Origin of the sequence: Sphingomonas sp. SUN039, assembly GCF_024758725.1 — a bacterium.
Lineage (GTDB): Bacteria > Pseudomonadota > Alphaproteobacteria > Sphingomonadales > Sphingomonadaceae > Sphingomonas_O.
The window spans coordinates 652635-669121 of the sequence record NZ_CP096972.1 but is presented as its reverse complement, the minus strand read 5'-3'; the positions used below and the strand labels follow the sequence as shown (position 1 = coordinate 669121).

Genomic DNA, 16487 nt, shown 5'->3' with positions numbered 1-16487 from the left:
TCAAGGTCCAATCATGCTCGGTTTTTTCCGTCGTTTCTCCAAATCCCCCATCGGCATCGGCATCTTCGCGCTGATCCTGATTGCGTTCGTGGTCACGCTCTATGAGGGCAAGAGCGGTTTCGGCCTGCCCGGCGTCAGCAGCAGCGCGGTTGCGACGGTCGGTGGCAAGGACATCGACGAGGGCGAACTCGCCCGTCGCGTCCAGAACCAGCTCGAAGGCGAACGACGGCGCAATCCCGAAATGGACATGAGCCAGTTCGTGGCCGGCGGCGGTGTCGAGAAAACCGTCGATCTGACGATAACCGGCCGCGCGCTCGAAATCTTTGCCGCGCAGCAGGGCATGGTCGCGAGCAAAAAGCTGGTCGATGGCGCGATCTCCAGCATTCCCGCCTTTTACGGCCCGACCGGCCGGTTCGACCAGACGACCTTCGCGCAAGTGCTGGCGCAGCGGAAACTGAGCGAGAAAGTGGTCCGCGACGATTTCGCGCGCGAGGCACTGACCAAGATGCTGGCGATCCCGGCAGCAGGCGCGGCGCGGGTGCCCGAAAAGCTGATCCTGCCGTACGCGTCGCTACTGCTCGAAAGCCGCAGCGGACAGGTCGCAGTGGTGCCGAGCAAGGCATTCGAGCCCAAGACCGCCCCGACCGACACCGAATTGCAGACCTTCTATCAGCGCAACATTGCCCGCTACACGCTGCCGGAGCGGCGCGTCGTCCGCTATGCACGTTTCGACAAATCGCGCGTGACCGCCAAATCGGTCGCGACCGATGCCGAAATCCAGAGCGCCTATGCCGCCGACGCCAGCTATGCCGCGCGTGACAAGCGGGCCTTTACCCAGATCATCGTGCCGACCCAGGCGCAGGCCAACGACCTGCTGAACAAGGTCAGGGGCGGCATGTCGATTGCCGACGCGGCAAAGTCGGTGCAGCGCGAGCCGCTGACGGTGGCCTCGACCGACAAGACAGCCTTTGCGCAATTGACCGGCGCACGCGTCGCCGACTCCGCCTTTGCCGCCGCCAAGGGAGATTTCGCCGCCGTCGAACGATCGGGGCTGGGCTTCCATGTCGTGCGCGTCGATGCGGTCCAGGGGATTGCCGCGACGCCGCTGTCGGCGGTGCGCGCCAAGCTTGCGGCCGAAATCACCGAACAAAAGGAAAAGCGCGCGATTGCCGACCTGATCGTCCAGATGGAGGATGACGCGGGCAACAACGTCACCTTCGATGAACTCGTCAAGAAATACGCACTGACCGTGGAGACGACACCTGCGCTGACCGGCGGCGGGACATCGTTCGACGTGCCGGGTTACCGGGCGGCGCCCGAAGTTGCGGCATTTCTGACCGATGCGTTCCGTGCCGAGCCTGACGACGATCCGGCGGTTGCCACGCTCGCCGGAGACGCGGGCTATGTCCTGTGGAAGCTCGACCGCAAAGTGCCCGCCGCGCCCAAGCCCTTGGCCGAAGTGCGCGCGATGGTCGTCGCCGATGTCCAGGTCGACAAAGGATCGAAGGCTGCCAAGATTGCTGCCGACAAGATCGTTGCTGCGGTCAATGCGGGCACGCCGCTGGGCACGGCGCTGCAATCGGTCGGGGTCGCTTTGCCCCCGGCGCAGCCCGCCGGTGCGCGCCGCCTCGAACTCGCTCAGGCGCAGGGCAAAGCTCCCCCGCCGCTCGCGATGATGTTCGCGATGCCCGAAAAGCGCGCGCGCACCCTGCAAGTCGAGGGCAAGCAGGGCTGGTATGTCGTCTATGTCGACAAGATCGTCGCCGGCGATGCGCGGACGGCACCCGGCCTGATCCAGGCGACGCAGCAGCAGCTGTCGGGCGCCATCGGTGACGAATATGTCGAACAGTTCGCCAAGGCGGTCCGCGCCGAAGTGGGCGCGACCAAAAGCGATGCCGGGCTCGCCAAGCTCAAGGCTTCGCTGACGGGCAGCGGCGCTCGATGAGCCCCGACGTCGCTGCGCGCGACGCGGCGGCGGCGCAATTGCTCGCAGCGGGCAAACCCGCGCTCGTCTGGCGCGATATGATTGCCGATACCGAGACCCCGGTCTCGGCAGCGCTCAAGCTGATCGAGTCCGGGCGTGGCGATTTCCTGCTCGAATCAGTGGAGGGCGGTGCCGTGCGCGGGCGCTACAGCCTGATCGGCCTTGCCCCGGATCTGGTGTTCCGCGCGCAGGGGGCCGCTGCCGAGGTCAACCGCCACTGGCTGACCGACCGCAACGCCTTTGAGCCGCTCGCCGAGACGACGCTCGACGCGCTGCGGTCGCTGGTCGCGACGTGCCGCATCGACGTGCCCGAGGGCCTTCCGCGCGCACTCGCCTGCCTCGTCGGCTATTTCGGTTACGAGACGGTCGGGTTGGTCGAGGATTTGCCGCGTCCCCCCGCAAACCCGCTGAACCTGCCTGACATGATGTTCGTGCGGCCGACGGTGGTGCTGGTGTTCGACCGGCTGGCGGACCGTCTGTTCGTGGTCGCGCCAGTATGGCCGGGCGGGCGGCTGGACGACGCGGTCGAGCGGATCGAAGCGACTATCGCGCGGATTGCCCAGCCCTACGTCGCCCCGGCGGAGGCCGGGGCCGCCACGAACGGGCGTACTCCATCGACAGCGGCCTCGGCCTCCGCCGAGGCGACGCCTGTCCTCCCCCCCGGTCGCTACGCCGCGATGGTCGCCCGCGCGAAGGAGTATATTTCCGCCGGCGACATTTTTCAGGTCGTCCTCGCCCAGCGCTTCACTCTGCCCTTCACCCTGCCCCCGTTCGATCTCTACCGCGCGCTGCGGCGGATCAATCCGTCGCCGTTCCTCTATCACCTCGATCTGCCCGGCTTTTCGCTGACGGGGTCCAGTCCCGAAATCCTCGTCCGCGTCCGCGACGACGAGGTCACGATCCGCCCGATCGCTGGCACGCGTCCGCGCGGCAAGACCGCCGTCGAGGACGCCGAAAACCGCGCAAGCCTGCTCGCCGACCCCAAGGAACGCGCCGAGCATTTGATGCTGCTCGACCTCGGCCGCAACGATGTCGGGCGCGTCGCGACCGCAGGCAGCGTCACCGTCACCGACAGCTACACTGTCGAATTCTACAGCCATGTCATGCACATCGTCTCGAACGTGGTCGGAAAGCTCTCGCCCGCCAAGGACGCGCTCGACGCCTTGTTCGCGGGGTTCCCGGCAGGCACGGTCAGCGGCGCGCCCAAGGTCCGCGCCTGCGAGATCATCGCCGAGCTCGAACCCGAAACGCGCGGGGCCTATGCGGGTGGCGTCGGCTATTTCAGCCCCGACGGCAGCATGGACAGCTGCATCGTCCTCCGCACCGCCGTGGTGAAAGACGGTGTCATGCACGTGCAGGCCGGTGCGGGCATTGTGGCGGATTCGAACCCCGACTACGAACAACGCGAGTGCGAGGCGAAGGCTGGGGCGCTCATGGCTGCCGCGCGCGAAGCGGTTCGTGTCGCCAGTGAAGCAGGGTACGGCCAGTGATTCTCGTCATCGACAATTATGACAGCTTCACCTGGAACCTCGTCCATTATCTGATGGAGCTGGGGGCCGAGGTCGAGGTCGTTCGCAACGATGCCATCGGCGTCGGGCAGGCGATGTCGAGCGGCGCGGAAGCGTTCCTGATCTCGCCGGGGCCGTGCACCCCGAACGAAGCCGGGATTTCGCTCGATCTGGTCGCGGCCTGTGCCGAAGCTGCGCGCCCCCTGCTCGGCGTGTGTCTTGGGCATCAGGCCATCGGCCAGCATTTCGGCGGCAGGGTCGTGCGCGGCGGATTGATGCACGGCAAGACCAGCGCCGTGACGCACGACGGGACCGGGCTGTTCGCGGGGCTGCCCTCCCCCTTCACGGCAACACGCTATCATTCGCTCGTGGTCGATGACATTCCGTCGGACCTCATCGTCAACGCGACCAGCGATGACGGTCATGTCATGGCCTTCCGTCATGCGACGCTCCCCATCCACAGCGTCCAGTTTCACCCCGAAAGCATCGCCACCGAACACGGCCATGCGATGCTTGCCAACTTCATGACGCTCGCGGGCTTGAAAGTCGCGGCGCGGGCATGACACTTCCCGATGCCAGCGCGCCGCTTTCGGCGGAGGACGCCAGCGCGGCGTTCGAGGCGATGCTCGACGGCGCAGCCAGCGACGACGCGATCCGCGATTTCCTGCTCGCCATGTCGCTGCGCGATGAAACCGCGGTCGAAATCGCCGCCGCCATCACTGCCATACGCGCGCGGATGATCCCAGTCGCCGCACCTGCCGACGCCATCGACGTCTGCGGCACCGGCGGCGACATGTCGAACAGCGTCAACGTCTCGACCGCCGTCGCCATTGTCGTCGCGGCGTGCGGCGTACCGGTCGCCAAGCACGGCAACCGCGCAGCGTCGTCGCAGGCTGGCGGCGCGGACACACTCGAGGCACTCGGCCTCGATCTCGACCGTGCGGCAGCGACGGCGGAAGCAACGCTGGCCGACCTCGGCATCGCGTTCCTGTTCGCGCAGAATCACCACCCCGCGCTCGCCCGCCTTGCGCCGATCCGCAAATCGATCCAGCGGCGCACGATTTTCAACCTGACCGGCCCGGCGTGCAACCCAGCGCGCGTGACGCGCCAGCTGATCGGTGTCGCCCGGCCCGACTTTCTGCCGGTTTATGCCGAAGCACTGAACTTGCTCGGTATGGCGGATGCGATGCTGGTGGCAGGGCACGAGCCGCTCGACGAACTGTCTGTCGGCGGGACCAGCACGGTCCTGCGCCTTGGCCAGCTACCCGTCGACATCACCCCCGAGGACGTCGGCCTCTCCCGCCACCCGCTCGTCGCCCTGCGCGGCGGCGATGCCGCGTATAACGCAGCGGCCCTGCGCCGGATGCTGCTGGGGGAGGTCGGCGCGTATCGCGACGCTGTCCTTTTCAACGCCGCGGGCGCGCTGATCGTGGCGGGGCACGCCCACGATTGGCGCGAGGGGATCGAGGAAGCCGGTGAGGTCATCGACCGGGGCCTTGCCAACACTCTGCTCGACTGCTGGATCGCGTATCGATGAACAAGCTCGACGAAATCTGCGCGACCACCCGCGAGGAAGTAGCGCGGCGTAAAGGCGTGCGGTCGCTTGGCGATCTGGATGTGCTTGCCGCCGCGCAAACGCCACCACGCGGTTTCCATGCGGCGCTGAAAGCCAAGGCCGAAACCGGCTTCGCGCTCATCGCCGAGGTCAAGAAGGCCAGCCCCTCCAAGGGCCTGATCCGCGCCGATTTCGACCCTGTGGCGCACGCCGCCGCTTATGAAGCCGGGGGCGCTGCCTGCCTGTCGGTGCTCACCGACGCGCCCTATTTTCAGGGCCATGACGACTATCTCGTCGCGGCCCGCGCCGCCTGCACCCTGCCAATCCTCCGCAAGGATTTCATGCTCGACCCGTGGCAGGTCGCCGAGGCGCGCAGCATCGGCGCGGATGCCATCCTGGTCATCATGGCGGCCGTCGACGACGCGCTCGCTGCCGAGCTCGAAGCCGCCGCCCTCGAACACGGCATGGACGTACTGGTCGAAGTCCATGACGCGGCAGAACTCGACCGCGCGCTGCGCCTGAAGTCGCGGCTGATCGGGGTGAACAACCGCGACCTGCGCGATTTCTCGGTCGATTTCGCGCGGACCTATGAACTCGTCGGACGCGCACCTGCGGATGTCACTTTCGTCGCCGAAAGCGGCCTCACCGGCCACGCCGACCTGCTGGCGATGAGCGCGCACGGCGTCCGTACCTTCCTCGTCGGGGAAACCCTGATGCGGCAGGCCGATGTCGAGGCGGCGACCCGGGCCTTGCTCAATGGCTGACCTCACCCACCTCGACGAAACCGGCGCGGCGCGCATGGTCGACGTCTCGGCAAAGGCGGATACCGCCCGTGAGGCGGTTGCCGAAGGCCGCATCGAGATGTCGCGTGCCGCGCTCGCCGCGATCCGCGACGGCACCGCCAAAAAGGGCGACGTCCTCGCCGTCGCACGCGTCGCGGGCATTATGGCAGCGAAGAAGACCAGCGACCTCATCCCGCTCTGCCACCCCATCGCGCTGTCGTCGGTCACCGTCGACCTCACCCTCGGCCAAACCGCAATTACCGCCACCGCCACTGCCCGCACGACCGGCCCGACCGGCGTCGAGATGGAGGCACTGACCGCCGTCTCGGTCGCACTGCTCACCCTCTACGACATGGCGAAAGCAATGGACCGCGCGATGCGGATCGAAGGAGTCCGGCTGCTGTCCAAAACCGGCGGCAAATCGGGCGACTGGCACGCATGATCACCCCCGACGAAGCGCAGGCACGCATCCTAGCGCTCGGGGTACCGGTGGCGGTCGAGACCGTGCCGCTGCTGGAGGCGACGGCGCGCTGGGCCGCCCACGATGTGACCGCCCGCCGCACTCAACCCGCGCGCGATCTGTCGGCAATGGACGGCTATGCGATCCGCTACGGCGATCTGCCGGGGCCGTGGCGCGTTGTTGGCGAGTCGGCGGCGGGAATGCCGTTTGGCGGCCATGTCGGTACAGGCGAGGCCGCACGCATCTTTACCGGCGCAGCGGTCCCCGACGGCGCGGACACGATCATCATCCAGGAAGAAGTCGCACGCGAAGTTGACGCCCTGACGCTCACCGGCGAAGGCCCACCGCATCAGGGCGCGCATATCCGCCGTGCAGGATCCGATTTCGCCAGCGACAACCGGCTAGTCACCGTTGGCGACCACCTCAACCCAGCGCGTCTGGCGCTGGCAGCGATGGGCGGGCACGGCCACCTCGACGTCCACCGCCGCCTCCGCGTCGCGATACTGTCAACGGGCGATGAGCTGGTTCTGCCCGGAGCCGACACAGGCAACGACCGGCTGCCCAACAGCAACGCGCCGATGCTGGCCGCGATGCTCGGCCCCCTGCCGGTCGAACTCGTCGACCTCGGCATCGTCCCCGACGACCGCGCCGCGCTCGCCACCGCCTTCGCCCGCGCGCACGACTGCGACATCCTCGTCACCAGCGGCGGCGCATCGGTCGGCGATCACGATCTCGTGCGGCCGGTGCTAATCGACCTCGGCGCAAGCCTCGATTTCTGGAAAGTCGCGATGCGCCCCGGCAAACCGCTGATGGCGGGCACGCTCGGCACCACTATCGTCCTCGGCCTCCCCGGCAATCCGGTCAGCGCGTTCGTCACCGCGACCTTGTTCTTGCTCCCGCTCGTCCGCCACCTGTCGGGCGCGCGCGATCCGCTGCCGCGCCGCATCCCCGCCAGCTGCAACGCCCCCCTGCCCGCCGTCGGCCCGCGCACCGATTTCGTCCGCGCGCGCTGGGTGGGCAGCGCACTCGCCCCCCTGCCCTCAACCGACAGCGGCGTCCTGTCGAGTCTCGCGCAAGCCGACGCCCTGATCGTCCGCCCCGCCGGGTCCGAAGCGACCCCCACCGGTCAACCGGTAGAGGCCATCCTGCTCGGCTGACACAAGCTATAGGGGCCGGAACAAAAGGGGCTTGACGCTGAACCTGATGTTCCCTACACGTTTCGCGTTCGTTCCCAAGGAGCCACCGCGATGCTGACCCGTAAACAGCACGAGCTGATCTGTTTCATCAACGACCGCCTCGCCGAAACCGGCGTGTCGCCCTCGTTCGAGGAGATGAAGGACGCGCTCGACCTCAAGTCGAAATCGGGGGTCCACCGCCTGATTTCCGCGCTCGAGGAACGCGGCTTCATCCGCCGCCTGCCGAACCGCGCCCGCGCGCTCGAAGTCACCAAGCTGCCCGAGGGCGGCGTGACCAAGGCACCGGTGGCGAAACCCGACAACGTCATCGAAATGCCGAAGCGCCTGCCGCAGCCCGCCAATGACATCATCGAGCTGCCGCTGCACGGCCGCATTGCGGCGGGCATGCCGATCGAGGCGATGGAGCGCGACACCACCCTCCCCGTCCCCGCCGCGCTGCTCGGCCCGGGCGAACATTATGCGCTGGAGGTGTCGGGAGACTCGATGGTCGAGGCCGGCATTCTCGACGGCGACTATGCGCTCATCCGCAAGACCAGCACCGCCCGCGACGGCGAAATCGTGGTCGCGCTGATCGACGAGAACGAAGCCACCCTCAAATACTTCCGCCCCGACGGCGCCCGCGTGCGGCTCGACCCCGCCAACGCAGCGTATGAGCCGCAGGTGTACGGCGCGCATCAGGTGCAGGTGCAGGGGAAACTGGCGGGGCTTTTACGCCGTTACCATTAAGGCGGTGGCCTCCTTTTCTCCCTCCCCCTTGTGGGGAGGGCTAGGGTGGGGGCCAGCGGCGTCTGCCGCTGAAAACAGCTTACAAGCGGGAAGAGTAGTTGCGTTTTTGAGCCGCAGACGCGGCTCGCCCCCCACCCAGCCTCCCCCACAAGGGGGGAGGAGGAGCTACGGCCTGACGCTGGACGAACAATGACCCCGCATTATCACATCAACATCTTCTGGCACGAACCCGACCGCTGTTGGATCGCCGACGTCCCCGACCTCGAAGGCTGCAGCGCGCACGGCGACGATCCCGAGGAAGCCGCGCGCGAGGGACGCGTCGCCATCGACGAGTGGATTGCCTCTGCCGTGGCGCATGGCGACCCCGTTCCGGAACCGCGCTATCGTCCTGCAATCTACGCGATGCTGTCGGCGGCGTAGCCGAATAGACCACGCACAAGTTACACCCCCGAGCGGCGCCGCGAGAGCGACCATTATCTCCTTTGTAATTTTGCTATTCCAGCTTCGAGGAAGCCGGATAGGAGGGCGTTGGACGCTTCCATAACATTGGTGGAGTCGTCCGCTCGCAATTTTTGCGCCTGTTCGACAAAATCTAACATCAGCTCTCGCAAGTCGTCAGGAGCTGCTAAAAGGCGTCTCAATGCCTTGAGATTGTTGAATGCATAGCCAAGAAAAGTTGCATTTTGCTCTTTGATATCGGCTAACATTTCCGAATTGATGCGATCCTCCGGGGCGACGAAAGCACCTTCAACCCAATCGACATACAAGGAGGCATTTTTCGCTTGGTTAGAACTGGCGTGGAACTGGCTTTGCGATTCCTTGAACAGCTCAGAAGCCGTTTTCCAGTCCCCGCTTGCCCGAGCCTCGAACTCCTCCGGGGAGACTTCTAGCATGTAGGCGTTCATCTTGTTCTTCGAGGCATGTCGGGAAAGTGCGGCCAATACTTTCTTCTGATCGACTTCGAAACCCAACACTAAGCTCGTTGTCCAAGCTCCTAGGCTGTCGACCTTGGAGCACTCCTCAAGAGAAATCTGGTGCAAGCAAAGTGCACGTGCTGTCGCGCCGATCCCGCCAAGAATCTCAGCTTCGTGAAACAGCTTTTCGGCGTTCTCGAAGGTCTTTTCCGCCCCTTGTAATAGGACTGATAAGAGAGTGTGATCGCCTTCGGTCACTTTGTCAGGCACGGTTCGTTCTCCTAAAGCCACTTTGTGGGTTTTCAGCCCCCTACCTCGGCAGCCCCAGATGCACCTTAATCGCCTCCTCGACCCCCTCCATCTCCGCCCGTGACACCACCCCGAGCCGACTCTTCAGCCGCACCTTATCCGCAGCCATGATCTGGTCGGCCATCGCCTTGCTCTGCGTCCCCGCCATGCTGACCAGCGCCTCGCCGGGATAAAGCCGTGCCACGTTCGACGACATCGGGATCACAACCACGCGCGACAGATTGCGGTTGGCGGCGTCGTTGCTCAGGATGATCGCGGGGCGGGTTTTGCGGATTTCGCTGCCGATGGACGGGTCGAACTCGACCCACCAGATTTCACCGCGCTTCATCGACACCGTCGGCGGCAAGCGCTTCGATCCATTCGGCTGCTTCGCCCTCGCGCTCGGTATCGGCAGCCATCGCGCGATATCCGGCATCGAGCGCGGTGCCGGAGACATGCGGGCGCACCAGATCCTCTATAAATTGGCTCATCCGGCGTTTGCCGACGGTGCGATACAGGCCGTCATAGACCGCCTCGTCGAGCGTAATCGTCATCCGCTTATGCACTTTGGCCTCCAAATGTGCATAGTGCATAACATACTATAAGTTAATTCGCAATGTGCCGATGCGAGATGCCCTTCCCGCAGATCGGCAAAAAGGCACTTTCCTACAGTATTTGTTTCTGTTATGTTCCACATTTCGATTCGTCCTTTTGCTCTTTCAAATCGTCGACGCGCTGCATGAAACGATTTGGCATCGCCCCAATAAGTGCGGCCCAATGTCGACCAATGACAACATGTTTCAGGTGTGACCTTTGTGACCTTTGGCGGTTTTCTGCGGCTTATCGAGCCCCTCGCCGCGCCACCACCCAAGGATGCTCCCCCTCCCCGTCGGCCACCGTCTCGACCTTCGCCCCCGCAAGCGTCACCGCCAGCCCGCCCGTCTTCGCCAGAAACACCCGATCCGCCTTCAACCATTTCGGCGTGCACCACGGCGGCAGCCTTCGGTCGCTGACCACGATATCGGCGGCGGCGCATTCGTTGCGGAAGCTGGCCCCGGGCAGCAGGTAGCGGCTGCGCGTCGCGACGATGCGCCACACCCGCCCGCCGCGCGTCAGGTCGAGGCGGCAGACGTCGTCGCTGCATACCGCACCGCTCAAAGTATCGAGATCGTCGAGTTCGCCGAGATCGCCGAAGCGTTCGCTCATCACCGAGCGCACATAATCGCCTGCCCGCGAACGCAGTGTGGCAAGCCTGCCGTCATCGCCGCGCACCGCAAGGTGCATCCCGTCGCCGGTGACGAGCAGGTCGGGCGGCGGGGTCGCCAATGCCCAGATCGCGCCGGCCGCGAACGGCACCAGCCCCAGCGTCCGCACCCGCCCCTTCCAGAGCATCAGCCACAGCCCGCCATAGATCATGCCGGCAAACGCCCCGACCGGCACAGAGGGCAGCGCCGCAACCGCACCCGGCCACCCCGCCACCGTCCGCGCGATCCACAGCAACAGGTCGAGCGACAGCCCCGTCAGCCACCAGAACGGCGCGCCCAGGCCAACCGCATCGAAAATCAGCGCCATCGCCTCGAGCGGCATCGTCACGAACGTCGTCAGCGGGATCGCGACGATGTTCGCCAGCGCGCCGAACAGCCCCTGTTTATGGAAATGATACAGCGCGATGGGGGCCAGTGCCGCCTCGACGACCACGCCGGTTGCCAGCAATGAGACTAGCCCGCGCCCGAGCTTCATCACCGGCCCCTCGTCGCGCGGCGAGGTCAGCCGCTGCATCACGCCCCATTCGTGGAGCGCCACGATCGAGGTGATCGCAGCAAAGCTCAGCTGGAAACTCGGCCCGACCACCGCCTCGGGCCAGAGCAGCAGCACGACCAGCGCGCCGGTCGCGACCAGCCGCAGGGTGAACGCCTGTCGCCCGAGCATGATGCCGATCACGATCAGCACAGCGGCGACGCACGACCGGATCGTCGGTACCTCCGCGCCGGTAAGCAAGGTATACCCGATCCCTGCCAGCGCCCCGACGCCTGCCGAAATCGCTACCAGCGGCAGGCGCAAGGCGAGCCACGGACTGAGTGCCAGCAACCGCAGCGCAAGGAACATCGCCGCGCCGACCACTGCCGTGATGTGCAGCCCGCTGACCGACAACAAATGCGTGAGTCCCGAGGCGCGCATCGCTTCCTCGTCCTCGGTTGCGATCCCGCCCCGGTCGCCGGTCGCAAAGGCCGCCGCGATCCCGCCAGCGCTGCCCGGCACCTGGTCGCGGATATGCGCGGTCAGCCGCGCCCGGAACGGCGATGATCCGGGCGCAGCGGCAATGCGTTCGACCTTCCCCATCGCCTTGCCCGTCGCGCCCAGCCGCAGGAACCATGCGGTGCGCGAGAAATCATAGCCTCCCGGGATGCTCGCGTTCGGTGGCCCAACCAGCCGCGCGCGCAGCGACAGCGTGTCGCCCTCGGCCATTCCCGGCGGCGCATCGGCGGTGTCGATGGTAACGCGGACCTTCGGCGGAAGCGTAGGCATGCCGAGGGGTAGCAACGTAACCCGGTAGCGGTCCTTGGCTGCCTGCACCTCGACATCGACGACCTTGCCCGTGAAGGTGGCGACCACGGGCCGTGCCAGTACGGGGGCGGCGACCGACTCGGCCCGCCACCATGCCCCCGCCAACCCCAATCCGCCCGCCAGTCCCGCCACCAGCAACGCCCGCCGAGCCCGTCCGCCGAGCGGGAACGCCAGCGCCGCCGCGACCAGTGCCGCCATCGCGACCAGCCAGCCGGTCCACGCCCCCGGCGATGGCAGGGCGAACCACGCTGCTGCGCCGGTCCCGAACGCCACCGGCAACCACAACGGCAGCTGGTCGCGTTGCACTTCCAGCCACGTCTCGACGCGGTCGCGCCCACCCGATTTGCGCGGTGCAGCATCGGTGCTAGGGGCAAAATCGAACACCGCATCCATGATGCAATTTCTGGAACACCCCTCGCGTGAACGCAACGCCTGCCTCGAAACCGCCCGTCACCCGCTTCGCCCCGTCGCCGACGGGGTTTCTCCACATCGGCGGCGCGCGGACGGCGCTGTTCAACTGGCTCTATGCGCGGCACCACGGCGGCAAATTCTTGTTGCGGATCGAGGATACCGACCGCGCGCGCTCGACCGATGCCGCAATCGAGGCGATCCTCGACGGGATGCGCTGGCTGGGCCTCGATTGGGACGGCCCCGAAATCTACCAGTTCAGCCGCGCCGCCCGCCATGCCGAGGTTGCAAACGCGCTGCTGGCGAATGGTCATGCCTATCGCTGCTATGCGACGCCTGAGGAACTGACCGAAATGCGCGAGGCGCAGCGCGCGGCGAAATTGCCGATGCGCTATGACGGGCGCTGGCGCGACCGCACCGACACGCCCGACCTGCCCTTCGTCGTCCGGCTGCGCGCCCCGCAAACCGGCGAAGTGACCATCGAAGACCGCGTGCAGGGGCCGGTGACCGTGCAGAATGCCGAGCTCGACGATTTCGTCCTGCTGCGGTCGGACGGCACGCCGACATACATGCTCAGCGTCGTCGTCGACGATCACGACATGGCGGTGACGCACGTCATTCGCGGCGACGATCATCTGAACAATGCGTTCCGGCAGTTGGCGCTGATCCGCGCCATGCAATGGCCCGAGCCAACTTACGCCCATGTGCCTCTCATCCATGGCTCCGACGGCGCGAAGCTTTCGAAGCGGCACGGCGCGCTGGGTGTTGAGGCCTATCGCGACGAACTGGGTATCCTGCCCGAGGCACTGAACAATTACCTGTTGCGGCTCGGCTGGGGCCACGGCGACGACGAGATCATCACCCGCGAACAGGCCATCGCCTGGTTCGACATCGATGCGGTCGGGCGGTCGCCGTCGCGCTTCGACACCAAGAAGCTCGACAACATCAACGGTCATTATCTGCGCGAAGCAGACGATGCGCGACTGGCCGGGATTGTCGCGCCGATGGTCGGCACCGGCGACACCGGGCTGCTGACCCGCGCAATGCCCGTTCTCAAAACGCGGGCGAAATCGACAGTCGAGATCGCCGACGGCGCGCGCTTCCTGTTCGACACGCGACCGCTGCCTCTCGACGAGGGCGCGGCGGCTCTGCTAACATCAGATGGGATCGCGCTGGTCGGGCAAGTGCGTAACGCGCTGGCCGATGCAAGCGAATGGACCGCGACCGCACTCGAAGAAGCCGTGCGGCAGGTCGCCGGGGATGCCGGACTTGGTCTTGGCAAGGTCGCCCAGCCGTTGCGCGCGGCGCTCACGGGGCGGACGACCTCGCCGGGTATTTTCGATGTGCTGGCGCTGCTCGGGCGCGAGGAGACGCTGGCGCGGCTTGACGATGCGATTTCGGGGCGCAATGCGCGTCCCGCAGCTTAACACAGGGACCATGGGCATGGCGGATTCGGCGAAACTTTCGGTCGGCGGCAAGGAGTTCGATTATTCAGTCCGCAGCGGCAGCGTCGGCCCCGATGTCATCGATATCCGCAAACTCTATGCCCAGACCGGTGCGTTCACCTTCGACCCCGGCTTCACCTCGACGGCAAGCTGCGAGTCGGCGATTACCTATATCGACGGCGACGAAGGCATTTTGCTCCACCGGGGCTATCCCATCGACCAGCTCGCCGAACAGTCGAGCTTCATGGAAGTCAGCTATCTGCTGCTCAACGGCGAGCTTCCCGACAAGGCAACGCTCGACAAATTCACCACCACCATCACCCGCCACACCATGCTGCACGAACAGATGGCGACTTTCTATCGCGGCTTCCGGCGCGACGCGCATCCGATGGCGATCATGTGCGGTGTGGTCGGCGCGCTGTCGGCGTTCTACCATGATTCGACCGACATCACCGACCCGCACCAGCGCATGGTCGCGTCGCACCGCCTGATCGCCAAAATGCCGACGATCGCGGCGATGTCGTACCAGTACAGCGTCGGGCGGCCGTTCCTCTATCCGCGCAACAGCCTGTCCTACACCGGCAATTTCCTGCGTATGACCTTCGGCAATCCGGCCGAGGAGTATGAGGTCAACCCGGTCGTCGAAAAAGCGATGGACAAGATTTTCATCCTCCACGCCGACCATGAACAGAACGCTTCGACCTCGACTGTGCGGCTGGCGGGATCTTCCGGCGCAAACCCGTTTGCGTGTATCGCGGCGGGCATCGCCTGCTTGTGGGGACCGGCACACGGCGGCGCGAACGAAGCGGCGCTGGAGATGCTCCGCGAGATCGGAACGGTCGACCGCATTCCCGAATATATCGCCCGCGCCAAGAACAAGGACGACCCGTTCCGCCTGATGGGTTTCGGCCACCGCGTTTACAAGAATTTCGACCCGCGCGCGACGGTGATGAAGAAGACGGCCGACGAGGTGCTCAAGGAACTGGGCGTCACCGACCCGATTTTCGATGTCGCACGCGAACTCGAACAGATCGCGCTCAATGACCCCTATTTTATCGACAAGAAGCTCTACCCGAACGTCGATTTCTACTCGGGCGTGATCCTGTCGGCGATCGGTTTCCCGACGACGATGTTCACCGTGCTGTTCGCACTCGCCCGCACCGTCGGCTGGGTCGCGCAGTGGAACGAGATGATCAGCGATCCCGAGCAGAAGATCGGTCGCCCGCGCCAGCTCTACACGGGGCCGGTGCAGCGCGACTATGTTCCCGTCGGAAAGCGCTAGACGACCGGAAGCGTCAGCACGAACCGTGCGCCCTGCCCCGGTGCGCTGTCGAGCGTGATGTCACCGCCCATCGCCCGCGCCAGCCGCCTGGAAATGTAGAGGCCGAGCCCGCTGCCCCCCGGCTCCGACGGATCGACGCGTTCGAATTTGTCGAAGACGCGCGCATGGTCTTCGGGTGCTATGCCCTTGCCCTGATCGGCCACCACCACCACGGCACTGTCGCCATCCTGCTCGGTCCGCAGCCACACCATCCCGCCCGACGGGGTGTAACGGACGGCATTGGTCAGCAAGTTGACGAGGATTTGCAGCACGCGACGGAAGTCGCCGCGTGCGGTCAGCACTTCGTCCACGTCGGGGCGGTCGATGCGGACCTGTTTGTCCGCCGCGCGCACCCCGAGCAGGCCCGCCGCCCGCCGTGCGACATCGGCGAGATCGACTGGTTCACCCGCAATCGCAAATTCCGATCGTTCGACGGCTTCGAGGTCGGCGAGATCGTCGACCAGCGCCAGCAAATGACGTGCGGCACTGCCGATATCCCCGGCATAATCGGCATAGTCGCGGCGCAACGGCCCGTCGGCCTGCGCGCTGATCGTATCGGCGCGCGCGACGATCCGGTCGAGCGGCGCACGCAACGCCTTGCCCAGCCGCTCGGCAAAATCGGCGCCCGTGGTGGCGGCGGGCAGGTCGTCGAGCGCGACGGCTTTGGGCGCGAGTGCGGTGGCCCTCCCTTCGAATCCGGTAAAATTGCCCGCTGCGTCACGGCAGGCCTCGCCCGACAGTTCGATTTCGGCGTCGGGACGGTCGCGGCGCACCGCGCGCTGTCCGGAGAAGGACGAGGCCGTTGCCAAGGCAGCGAGGATCGGCAGGTTGCCCTCTTCGTTCTCTACCAGCCGCACCAGCCGGGTCAGCGGCTGGCCGACAATCCCGGAGGCCGCCGTCATTTCTTCGCCGGGTACGAAACTTGCCGCCGTCACACGCAAGGCCGCGTCGGTTGCCCAAGTCCAGTCGGCATCCGCTTCGCCGCCGGTGACCGGGCGTTTCCAGTCGGCGACCAGCCACGACGAGCGCGGCGCACGCGGCGTCCATCCGCCAATGTCGAGCGCGACACCATCGCCGTCGGGCCGCGCCTGCACCTGCAACTCGACATCGCGGTCGCCATCCGCCGCCAGCACGATGCGCGACACCGGCATTTTGAGCGTTGCGGCGAGATGCGCCAGCATCGCCAGCGATGGCACCGCGACCAGCGCACCGACCGCTCCTCCTGCGCGCGCGTTGAGCGCTGCCAGCCGCGCATCGGCGGCCTGCAGGCGTCCAGCGGCATCGACCCGGCCCTGATCGGCGGGGATGTCGGTCACGCAATATTCCGGACAGTGT

Annotated in this window: 16 protein-coding genes; 11 read left to right on the top strand and 5 right to left on the bottom strand. The window is 66.0% G+C overall.

Annotated features, from left to right (window positions below; genetic code table 11):
• The first annotated feature begins 13 nt into the window (after positions 1-13).
• From M0209_RS03325 to M0209_RS03285, 9 genes are all read left to right on the top strand, one after another.
• Positions 14-1945 carry a SurA N-terminal domain-containing protein gene (locus M0209_RS03325; RefSeq protein ID WP_258886884.1) on the top strand — a complete coding sequence of 644 codons (1932 nt, stop codon included), beginning with the start codon at positions 14-16 and terminating at the stop codon, positions 1943-1945.
• Positions 1942-3474, top strand: coding sequence for an anthranilate synthase component I (gene trpE / locus M0209_RS03320; protein ID WP_258886883.1), 1533 nt, complete (start codon positions 1942-1944; stop codon positions 3472-3474). The genes M0209_RS03325 and trpE overlap by 4 nt, the downstream gene beginning before the upstream one ends.
• Entirely contained in the window at positions 3471-4055 is a 585-nt protein-coding gene (locus tag M0209_RS03315) for an aminodeoxychorismate/anthranilate synthase component II (RefSeq protein ID WP_258886882.1), read from the top strand. Before trpE ends, M0209_RS03315 begins: the two co-directional genes overlap by 4 nt.
• Positions 4052-5029: an anthranilate phosphoribosyltransferase gene (trpD, locus tag M0209_RS03310; RefSeq protein ID WP_258886881.1), complete on the top strand. Its 978-nt coding sequence runs from the start codon at positions 4052-4054 to the stop codon at positions 5027-5029. The genes M0209_RS03315 and trpD overlap by 4 nt, the downstream gene beginning before the upstream one ends.
• The gene (trpC, locus tag M0209_RS03305; protein ID WP_258886880.1) at positions 5026-5811 is read left to right on the top strand and encodes an indole-3-glycerol phosphate synthase TrpC; all 786 of its coding nucleotides are present in this window, start codon (positions 5026-5028) and stop codon (positions 5809-5811) included. The genes trpD and trpC overlap by 4 nt, the downstream gene beginning before the upstream one ends.
• Positions 5804-6271: a cyclic pyranopterin monophosphate synthase MoaC gene (gene moaC, locus M0209_RS03300; protein WP_258886879.1), complete on the top strand. Its 468-nt coding sequence runs from the start codon at positions 5804-5806 to the stop codon at positions 6269-6271. Before trpC ends, moaC begins: the two co-directional genes overlap by 8 nt.
• On the top strand, positions 6268-7446 hold the full coding sequence (gene glp / locus M0209_RS03295; protein WP_258886878.1) for a gephyrin-like molybdotransferase Glp: 1179 nt from the start codon (positions 6268-6270) through the stop codon (positions 7444-7446). Before moaC ends, glp begins: the two co-directional genes overlap by 4 nt.
• Positions 7447-7536: 90 nt before the next feature.
• Entirely contained in the window at positions 7537-8211 is a 675-nt protein-coding gene (gene lexA, locus M0209_RS03290; protein WP_258886877.1) for a transcriptional repressor LexA, read from the top strand.
• Between the two features lie 189 nt (positions 8212-8400).
• Positions 8401-8631: a type II toxin-antitoxin system HicB family antitoxin gene (locus tag M0209_RS03285; protein WP_258886876.1), complete on the top strand. Its 231-nt coding sequence runs from the start codon at positions 8401-8403 to the stop codon at positions 8629-8631.
• Positions 8632-8684: 53 nt separating this feature from the next.
• Here the strand turns inward: M0209_RS03285 and M0209_RS03280 are convergent, their stop codons facing one another.
• The 4 genes from M0209_RS03280 to M0209_RS03265 all read right to left on the bottom strand — a co-directional run bounded on the left by M0209_RS03280 (position 8685) and on the right by M0209_RS03265 (position 12371).
• On the bottom strand, positions 8685-9395 hold the full coding sequence (locus M0209_RS03280; protein WP_258886875.1) for an AbiV family abortive infection protein: 711 nt from the start codon (positions 9393-9395) through the stop codon (positions 8685-8687).
• Positions 9396-9435: 40 nt separating this feature from the next.
• Positions 9436-9762: a type II toxin-antitoxin system PemK/MazF family toxin gene (locus M0209_RS03275; RefSeq protein ID WP_258886874.1), complete on the bottom strand. Its 327-nt coding sequence runs from the start codon at positions 9760-9762 to the stop codon at positions 9436-9438.
• Positions 9749-9979 carry a hypothetical protein gene (locus M0209_RS03270; RefSeq protein ID WP_258886873.1) on the bottom strand — a complete coding sequence of 77 codons (231 nt, stop codon included), beginning with the start codon at positions 9977-9979 and terminating at the stop codon, positions 9749-9751. Before M0209_RS03270 ends, M0209_RS03275 begins: the two co-directional genes overlap by 14 nt.
• Positions 9980-10253: 274 nt before the next feature.
• On the bottom strand, positions 10254-12371 hold the full coding sequence (locus M0209_RS03265) for a ComEC/Rec2 family competence protein (RefSeq protein ID WP_258886872.1): 2118 nt from the start codon (positions 12369-12371) through the stop codon (positions 10254-10256).
• 26 nt (positions 12372-12397) lie between these two features.
• Here M0209_RS03265 and gltX point away from each other — a divergent pair, with 26 nt between their 5' ends.
• Together gltX and M0209_RS03255 are read left to right on the top strand one after the other, a co-directional pair.
• Positions 12398-13813 (top strand): glutamate--tRNA ligase, encoded by a 1416-nt coding sequence (gltX, locus tag M0209_RS03260; protein WP_258886871.1) that lies wholly within the window; start codon positions 12398-12400, stop codon positions 13811-13813.
• 16 nt (positions 13814-13829) lie between these two features.
• Positions 13830-15113 (top strand): citrate synthase, encoded by a 1284-nt coding sequence (locus M0209_RS03255; protein ID WP_258886870.1) that lies wholly within the window; start codon positions 13830-13832, stop codon positions 15111-15113.
• On the opposite strand, the gene M0209_RS03250 is transcribed toward M0209_RS03255, so the two are convergent.
• Positions 15110-16468: a sensor histidine kinase KdpD gene (locus M0209_RS03250; RefSeq protein ID WP_258886869.1), complete on the bottom strand. Its 1359-nt coding sequence runs from the start codon at positions 16466-16468 to the stop codon at positions 15110-15112. The two genes, M0209_RS03255 and M0209_RS03250, sit on opposite strands and share 4 nt — an antisense overlap.
• Positions 16469-16487: the final 19 nt, after the last annotated feature.

What these genes read in the sequence shown, in the direction of transcription:
- M0209_RS03325 (WP_258886884.1), top strand. Translation starts at nt 14, where the DNA reads ATGCTCGGTTTTTTCCGTCGTTTCTCCAAATCCCCCATCGGCATCGGC.
- trpE (WP_258886883.1), top strand. Translation starts at nt 1,942, where the DNA reads ATGAGCCCCGACGTCGCTGCGCGCGACGCGGCGGCGGCGCAATTGCTC.
- trpD (WP_258886881.1), top strand. Translation starts at nt 4,052, where the DNA reads ATGACACTTCCCGATGCCAGCGCGCCGCTTTCGGCGGAGGACGCCAGC.
- trpC (WP_258886880.1), top strand. Translation starts at nt 5,026, where the DNA reads ATGAACAAGCTCGACGAAATCTGCGCGACCACCCGCGAGGAAGTAGCG.
- moaC (WP_258886879.1), top strand. Translation starts at nt 5,804, where the DNA reads ATGGCTGACCTCACCCACCTCGACGAAACCGGCGCGGCGCGCATGGTC.
- glp (WP_258886878.1), top strand. Translation starts at nt 6,268, where the DNA reads ATGATCACCCCCGACGAAGCGCAGGCACGCATCCTAGCGCTCGGGGTA.
- lexA (WP_258886877.1), top strand. Translation starts at nt 7,537, where the DNA reads ATGCTGACCCGTAAACAGCACGAGCTGATCTGTTTCATCAACGACCGC.
- M0209_RS03285 (WP_258886876.1), top strand. Translation starts at nt 8,401, where the DNA reads ATGACCCCGCATTATCACATCAACATCTTCTGGCACGAACCCGACCGC.
- M0209_RS03275 (WP_258886874.1), bottom strand. Translation starts at nt 9,762, where the DNA reads ATGAAGCGCGGTGAAATCTGGTGGGTCGAGTTCGACCCGTCCATCGGC.
- M0209_RS03265 (WP_258886872.1), bottom strand. Translation starts at nt 12,371, where the DNA reads ATGGATGCGGTGTTCGATTTTGCCCCTAGCACCGATGCTGCACCGCGC.
- M0209_RS03255 (WP_258886870.1), top strand. Translation starts at nt 13,830, where the DNA reads ATGGCGGATTCGGCGAAACTTTCGGTCGGCGGCAAGGAGTTCGATTAT.